This window comes from Phytobacter sp. V91, from assembly GCF_965644225.1.
In the GTDB taxonomy this organism is placed as follows: Bacteria; Pseudomonadota; Gammaproteobacteria; order Enterobacterales; family Enterobacteriaceae; genus CBFFRJ01.
This window is the reverse complement of record NZ_CBFFRJ010000190.1, coordinates 1-7,030: the sequence shown is the minus strand read 5'-3', so window position 1 is coordinate 7,030 and position 7,030 is coordinate 1. Positions and strand designations below refer to the sequence as shown.

The window sequence follows — 7,030 nt, the reverse complement described above, 5'->3', positions numbered from 1 at the left end:
AACCCCCCCGATGATCAGTCGGGGATCTTCCCCGCCTGAGCGGGGAAGGTCAAGACATAAGGGCCGGGGTGAGGGCAGCAGACCGCACGGAACAACGCTACGCCGCATCTCCCTGCGCCAGCGGGGCCAGCGCAGCCGGAATGCGACTCAGCTCCTGTACCAGCGAATCTTTGCTAATTTCACCAATCGACTTCGCCCCGGTCAGGGTCATCGCCACCCGCATCTCCTTCTCAATAAGATTCAGCAGATTAGCAACCCCGGCGCGGCCATGTGTCGCCAGCGCATAAAGATACGCGCGACCCAGCAGCACCGTATCTGCCCCGAGGGCAATCATCCGCACCACATCCAGCCCGTTGCGAATGCCGCTGTCGGCCAGAATCGCAATATCGCCTTTCACCGCATCGGCAATGGCTGGCAGGGCGCGGGCGGAAGAGAGCACGCCATCAAGCTGACGGCCGCCGTGATTGGAAACCACAATACCGTCAGCCCCGAAGCGCACGGCATCCCGCGCATCCTCAGGATCAAGGATCCCTTTGATCACCATCGGGCCGTCCCAGAATTCGCGGATCCACTCAAGGTCTTTCCAGGAAATCGATGGATCGAAATTGTTCGCCAGCCAGCCAATGTAATCCTCAAGCCCGGTCGGTTTGCCCAGATAGGTTGAGATATTGCCCAGATCGTGCGGCCTGCCATGCAGACCGACATCCCATGCCCACTGTGGATGGGTCGCGGCCTGCCAGTAGCGCCTGAGCGCGGCGTGCTGCCCACTCATGCCGGAGTGCGCGTCGCGATAACGCGCCCCTGGTGTCGGCATATCAACGGTGAAAACCAGCGTGGAACAGCCCGCCGCTTTGGCTCGCTCCAGCGCATTACGCATAAAGCCGCGATCGCGCAGGACATACAGCTGGAACCACATCGGACGTTTGATGGTTGGGGCCACTTCTTCAATCGGGCAGACGGAAACCGTCGATAAGGTAAAAGGAATACCTTTGGCATCCGCCGCACCGGCCGCCTGCACTTCACCCCGGCGGGCATACATCCCGCACAGTCCGACGGGAGCCAGCGCCACCGGCATTGAAAGCTTTTCGTTAAACAATGTCGTTTCCGTGCTCAGCGCTGACATGTTCTTCAGCACCCGCTGACGCAGAGCAACCTGACCCAAATCCTCCACGTTTCGACGTAAGGTGTGCTCGGCGTAGGCCCCCCCGTCGATATAGTGGAACAGAAAAGGGGGCAGAATGCGTTGGGCGGCAGCGCGGTAGTCGCTGGCGGCGGAAATGATCATGCGTTGTCTCCAAGGGGAAGCGTATTGCGCTCGTCGGGCAGGCGGGTAATGCGTGCGCTACGGGCCTGGTCTTCGTCAAACTGACGGATAGTGGCGTGGACAAAACTCAGGTGCGCCATCATGGCATCACGCGCGCGTTGCGCTTCGCCGGCAAAGATGGCATCCATGATTTCCCAGTGCTGACCGGTTAACTGCCTGAATACCGGCGGCACCTGGTACATACGCTGGCGGCTTTGCTTGACCGAACTTTGCAGCAGATCGAAGAAGCCGCGCATGGTTTGTAGCAGCACGATGTTGTGCGATGCCTCCGCAATCGACAGATGAAACCGCACATCGGCCTGCGACGCTAAGTCCGGGTCATCCGCCAGGGTTGCCTCAAAGCAGAGGCGGATCTTTTCTCTTTCGATGGGGGTTGCCCGCAGGGCCGCATGCCAGGCGGTGCTGCCTTCAATGGCATGACGGGCTTCGAGAATGTCAAAGCTGTAATCCGGATCATCTTCCAGCAGCGTTTTTAGCGGCTGTACGATGCTCTGTTCTGACCAGGCTTCGTGCTGCCAGCGGACAAAAGTGCCCCCGCCGTGGCGGCTCAGCAGCACGCCTTCGCTGATAAGCTTTGCAATGGCTTCGCGCAGTGAGTTGCGTGAGATGCCAAGCTGCAACGCTAGCTGTCGCTCAGAAGGTAAATGCATGCCCGCCTCAAGCCCTTTTTCTCGAATAAGCGTTCTGATTCGCCGGGCAACATCCTCAGAAAGCCGTTCAGCCGTCGCGGTCATGGTTTGCTCCGTATCCGTCAAATCCGGTGGGGAAAGTGGTACTGCCAGTTAGCGGCAGCACAACGCCATTAACACAAGGTTAATTTAGTGTTTTGTAATGGCAATGTTAATTTTGTGTGATTTTAAGGGGTGTGAAGCGACACGCATTATTGCGCAAAGTGGTAGTACCAATAGAAGGGAATCCCCTCCTGAGAAGAAGGGGAGGTGGGATCAGAAATCGGTCTTTGAAAAACCGGTCATCTCTTTCAGGCCCATTTCACGGCCCAGGGCAGTCATCGGGTGAACCACCACCAGACCGCGTACGCTTTTTTTCAGTTTGCCGAGGTCGGCCTGTTCTTTCTTCGTGATGGCACGTTTGAACGGCATGCTCACCAGCTTTTGCGCTTCTTTGCTGAGCTTCTGGCTGTACTGGCTGCGCAGACGTTCAAGCTCGACCTGAATGGTCGCTTTTTCTTTTTCCAGCTCGGCGTATTTTTCTGCGGATTCCACCAGAGACAGCGCAGCCTGCTGGTGACCAATCAGGTCCAGGCGATCGCTCAGGCGTTTAATTTCGTTCTTTTCGACTTCTTTCATGGCTTTTGACTCAGAAAACGGAGGAGATAATGACAAAGGATACACGAATGCGCTCAGGCTTACTTCTGAAACGCTTTTTTCAAGCTGATTTTGGAAATCAGCTCGTTCAGGGAAAGCACCATGGTTGAACGTACAACCTGCTGGTAGCGCTGTTTTTGCATCGCGTACAGGTCAGGATCGCTGGTATCAAAAAAAGGGACCGGGGGAAGGGCGGCAACACAATGCAGCTCACCAAAGGGGCCGAGAATCTCATCATCGGTAAAACCGTATTCGGTGCCGTCGTGGTTGAGCTCTTCACGCAGCGCCATCAGCAGCTCCGCGTCTTCATATTCCGGTCGACTGAGCACGCCAAGCCCGTAAATCAACTTCAGGCGCACGGATAAATTGCCCAGCGGTCCATCGCCGTCAAGCAACGGCTCTACAGCATATTTCACTGCATAGTCGTCTTTGCGGAAGACCTGAAGCACCAGAATATTCACCGCTTCAGTCAGTAACTCGACGGCGGCTATCAGAAAGCTTCGTACGGTTTTGCCAGCATTCAGACGCTCGAGTACACGGTTTTCGAAAGCCTGTGTTAGTTCCATTATTGCCTGCATATCTGACAATCTTGTTAACAGGCGCGGGATGTCCCGCGCCAGGTCAGGCATCATGCCTTTGCGTTGTAAGCGTCGACGGCTTCGGCCACTACCTCGCTGCTGGCGTCCAGACCGGAGATCTGCACCAGTGCACCCTGTGGACCTTTTTCTGCAATCAGTGCCGCCAGCTCAAGCGCCTGCGGATCCTGTTCGCTACGATAATGCATGGCCGCGGCGATACCCTTAACCAGATTGACGTGGGCAGTGGCATATTCCAGCGTGCCAAGCAGCGGCTTGATCAGACGATCGCCTGCGCTCAGTTTGCGCAGCGGCTGACGGCCTACGCGCTCAACATCATCTTTCAGGTATGGGTTTTCAAAACGACCGAGGATTTTTTCAATATACGCGGCATGTTTTTCAGCATCGAAGCCATAACGCTTGATCAGCACCGCGCCACTTTCTTCCATTGCGCCTTTCACTACCGCACGGATGTTTTCATCCAGGATGGCATCGCGAATGGTCTGATGACCCGTCTGTTGACCAAGGTAGGCGGTTATAGCATGCCCGGTGTTTAACGTGAAGAGCTTACGCTCAACAAAGGCCATCAGGTTGTCCGTTAATTCCATTCCAGGAATGTTGGGCAGCGCGCCTTTGAACTGCGTTTTGTCGACAATCCACTCGCTGAAGGTTTCAACGGTGACTTCCAGCGGGTCGTTAGTCGCAGACTCTGATGGCGGAACGATACGGTCAACGGCAGAGTCGACGAAACCGACATGCGCTTCAACCCAGGCTTTGTCTTCTTCCGCCAGCGCGTTAAAGACATGGCCCTTAAGCTGGGTGGTGCCACGCACCATGTTTTCACAGGCGATGATATTCAGCGGAGTGTCGAGACCCTGGGCTTTACGTTTTGCCAGACCTTTGGCAATCGCTGGCGCGATGCGCTCAAGCACCACCGGACCGACGGCAGTGGTTACCAGATCCACGCTGGCAATCAGGTCAACGACTTCATCGCCGATACTGCTGACGGCGTTGACACCGGAAACGGTATCCACCTGTTCATTTTCGCCAACCACATGAACCTGATAGCTATGACGGGCATTAAGGGCGTCGAGAACCACCTGATTCACATCGGCGAATGTCAGTTCAATCCCCGCGTCCGCCAGCAGTTTGCCGATGAAACCACGTCCGATATTACCTGCGCCAAAATGCAATGCTTTCATAGTGTTAACCTTTATCAATGTTTTTACCCGAGAGGGCTGGGGTGAGGAACCGCACGCGTTCTCCTCACCCGAACCCTCTCCCCAGAGGGAGAGGTGAGCTTGCCTGTTGGTTCGGGCGGCAGGTGGGTTGGCTTCTGCACTCACCTGGTCGCTTTTAATCGTGACCAGGGTAAGCGTGGTTACCTGCCTTCCCGCCGCCCGAATTTTTCAGGAAATCGTTCGCACCTTACGCCTTCAGCAGAGCCAGAACTTCTTCCACGCTGCTGGTGTTCGCCAGACGCTCAATGACGGTTTCGTCATCCAGCGCATTGGTCAGGCTGGTGATCACCTGAATGTGCTCATTGTTGCGCGCGGCGATACCGATAACAAGACGGGCAATGTCTTCCGGCTCTTCGCCGAAACGCACGCCTTCAGGATACTGGCAGAATACAACGCCGGTTTTGAGCACCCGATCTTTCGCTTCAACGGTGCCGTGTGGGACAGCGATAGACTCACCCAGATAGGTTGGGGTCAGTTTTTCGCGCTCCAGCATCGCATCAATGTACTCTGGCTGAACGTAGCCGCCTTTCACCAGTTGCTCACCGGCAAAACGGATAGCATCTTCTTTGTTGCTTGCGCTACGGCCCAGGAACACGTTTTCTGCACCCAGCTTAAACAGGTTATTTTCGCCAGTATCAAAGCTATCCTGCAAGCTGGTCTGAACCTTTACGCTGTTGTCCGCATGGCGCTGAGCGGCAACCAGACGTTCAGTCAGATTGCTGTACAGACCGCTGTCGAGGAAGTTGGTCAGCGAAATATGCTGGGCCTGCGGCACCTGACGCATCGCACGCTCGGTCAGGTCGCGGTGAGTAATCACCAGATCAACATCCGACGGCAGGCTGTTGATCGCGCTGTTGGTTACCGAGATGTTGGTCAGACCCGCATCCTGGACTTTCTTACGCAGCACGCCTGCGCCCATTGCGCTTGAACCCATACCGGCGTCACAGGCAACGATGATTTTACGCACGTGGCTAAGATCGTTGGTCACATCGCCAGCGCTCAGGGCGGTTGCGCCTTTAGACTGGGCTTTCATGTCCTGTACGCGACGGGTAGCGGCTTCGATATCCTCGTCTTCTTCTTTGACTTTGCTGGTTTTCAGCAGAATCGCGGAGATAACGAAGGAGACTGCCAGCGCCGCAAAAATAGCCGCGATGTTAGCAAAGTAAGCGCCCTTCGGCGTCATCGCCAGTACCGCCAGGATAGAGCCTGGAGATGCCGGAGAAACCAGACCGCCGTCCAGCACGCTCAGGGTGAACACGCCAGTCATACCGCCGAGGATCACCGCGACCAGCAGACGTGGGTTCATCAGTGCATACGGGAAGTAAATTTCGTGGATACCGCCCAGGAAGTGGATGATTGCCGCACCGCCCGCAGACTGACGCGCGCTACCACGACCAAAGAACATGTACGCCAGCAGGACGCCCATACCTGGACCCGGGTTCGCTTCGATCAGGAAGAAGATAGATTTGCCCAGATCGTGAGACTGCTGAATACCCAGCGGCGAGAAGATGCCGTGGTTGATGGCGTTATTGAGGAACAGGATTTTCGCCGGTTCAACAAAGATGGACGCCAGCGGCAGCATGTCGTGCACCACCATAAAGTTAACGCCAGCAGCGAGAACTTTGGACAGCACTTCAACCGCAGGACCGATGCCGAGGAAAGCCAGCAGGGCAAGGATCATACCGATGATGCCAGCGGAGAAGTTATTCACCAGCATTTCGAAACCGGATTTGATCTTACCGTCTACGGCGGCGTCAAATTTCTTGATACACAGACCGCCCAGAGGACCGGCAATCATCGCGCCCAGGAACATCGGCATATCCGCGCCGACGATAACACCCATAGTAGTGATGGCACCGACAACGCCGCCACGATCGCCACCCACCAGACGACCACCGGTGAAACCGATCAGCAGCGGCAGAAGATAGGTAATCATTGGGCCGACGAGCTTGGCCAGCGTTTCGTTCGGTAACCATCCCGTTGGAATAAACAATGCGGTAATGATACCCCACGCGATAAACGCGCCGATATTTGGCATTACCATGTTGCTGAGGAAACGACCAAAGCTTTGCACTCTGATCTTGATATCGGATGACATAAAACACCCCTTCTTATGTTTGCTATCGCACAGGCCGGAAGCCCGAGGTTTGTTGTTAACGTGGCGGCAGAGGTAGCCGGACCCGTGTTCTGTGATGCGAAATCTGGCACCGAATCAGACAACTGTCCAGATGACGGCCTGGTATGTGATCTTGATCACGTTAATGCAGGGGGTATGTCGTGCATTAGGGTGATGCACGTCACAAAATTGTTGTGTGGAAAAAGAACAAAGTGCAAAAAAGCAGCGTGTAACCCACATTAATGTGATTTTCATCACATATTCAGGTGGTGTATTTGTTATTCATTTGTGATCTACGTCACAAGATATTTTCGCCAGGACTTTTCTGAGTGTGATCGGTCGCAAACTCTGGTTTTCGTTAACATTGCGACCTGTAGTAAGTATCCTCCGGCAGAGCCGGAGGCTTTAGGGTGAGCGCCTCAAAGGCGCCGACAAACCATGAGCCGCCC

The 7,030-nt window shown here is 55.3% G+C and carries 6 protein-coding genes; all 6 read right to left on the bottom strand.

Annotated elements, in window-relative coordinates:
• Window positions 1-97 precede the first annotated feature (97 nt).
• Window positions 98-1,285: an FMN-dependent L-lactate dehydrogenase LldD gene (gene lldD, locus ACSZO4_RS23985; RefSeq protein WP_437891584.1), complete on the bottom strand. Its 1,188-nt coding sequence runs from the start codon at window positions 1,283-1,285 to the stop codon at window positions 98-100.
• Window positions 1,282-2,058, bottom strand: a complete 777-nt coding sequence (gene lldR, locus ACSZO4_RS23980; RefSeq protein WP_437891583.1) for a transcriptional regulator LldR — start codon at window positions 2,056-2,058, stop codon at window positions 1,282-1,284. The genes lldD and lldR overlap by 4 nt, the downstream gene beginning before the upstream one ends.
• Before the next feature lie 210 nt (window positions 2,059-2,268).
• A complete protein-coding gene (locus tag ACSZO4_RS23975; RefSeq protein ID WP_437891582.1) occupies window positions 2,269-2,631 on the bottom strand; it encodes a YibL family ribosome-associated protein in 363 nt (120 codons plus the stop codon).
• Between the two features lie 59 nt (window positions 2,632-2,690).
• Window positions 2,691-3,278 (bottom strand): mannitol operon repressor MtlR, encoded by a 588-nt coding sequence (gene mtlR, locus ACSZO4_RS23970; protein WP_437891585.1) that lies wholly within the window; start codon window positions 3,276-3,278, stop codon window positions 2,691-2,693.
• The gene (gene mtlD / locus ACSZO4_RS23965; protein ID WP_437891581.1) at window positions 3,278-4,426 is read right to left on the bottom strand and encodes a mannitol-1-phosphate 5-dehydrogenase; all 1,149 of its coding nucleotides are present in this window, start codon (window positions 4,424-4,426) and stop codon (window positions 3,278-3,280) included. The genes mtlR and mtlD overlap by 1 nt, the downstream gene beginning before the upstream one ends.
• Before the next feature lie 226 nt (window positions 4,427-4,652).
• The gene (locus ACSZO4_RS23960; protein WP_437891580.1) at window positions 4,653-6,563 is read right to left on the bottom strand and encodes a PTS mannitol transporter subunit IICBA; all 1,911 of its coding nucleotides are present in this window, start codon (window positions 6,561-6,563) and stop codon (window positions 4,653-4,655) included.
• Window positions 6,564-7,030: the final 467 nt, after the last annotated feature.

What these genes read in the sequence shown, in the direction of transcription:
- lldD (WP_437891584.1), bottom strand. Translation starts at nt 1,285, where the DNA reads ATGATCATTTCCGCCGCCAGCGACTACCGCGCTGCCGCCCAACGCATT.
- lldR (WP_437891583.1), bottom strand. Translation starts at nt 2,058, where the DNA reads ATGACCGCGACGGCTGAACGGCTTTCTGAGGATGTTGCCCGGCGAATC.
- ACSZO4_RS23975 (WP_437891582.1), bottom strand. Translation starts at nt 2,631, where the DNA reads ATGAAAGAAGTCGAAAAGAACGAAATTAAACGCCTGAGCGATCGCCTG.
- mtlR (WP_437891585.1), bottom strand. Translation starts at nt 3,278, where the DNA reads ATGCCTGACCTGGCGCGGGACATCCCGCGCCTGTTAACAAGATTGTCA.
- mtlD (WP_437891581.1), bottom strand. Translation starts at nt 4,426, where the DNA reads ATGAAAGCATTGCATTTTGGCGCAGGTAATATCGGACGTGGTTTCATC.
- ACSZO4_RS23960 (WP_437891580.1), bottom strand. Translation starts at nt 6,563, where the DNA reads ATGTCATCCGATATCAAGATCAGAGTGCAAAGCTTTGGTCGTTTCCTC.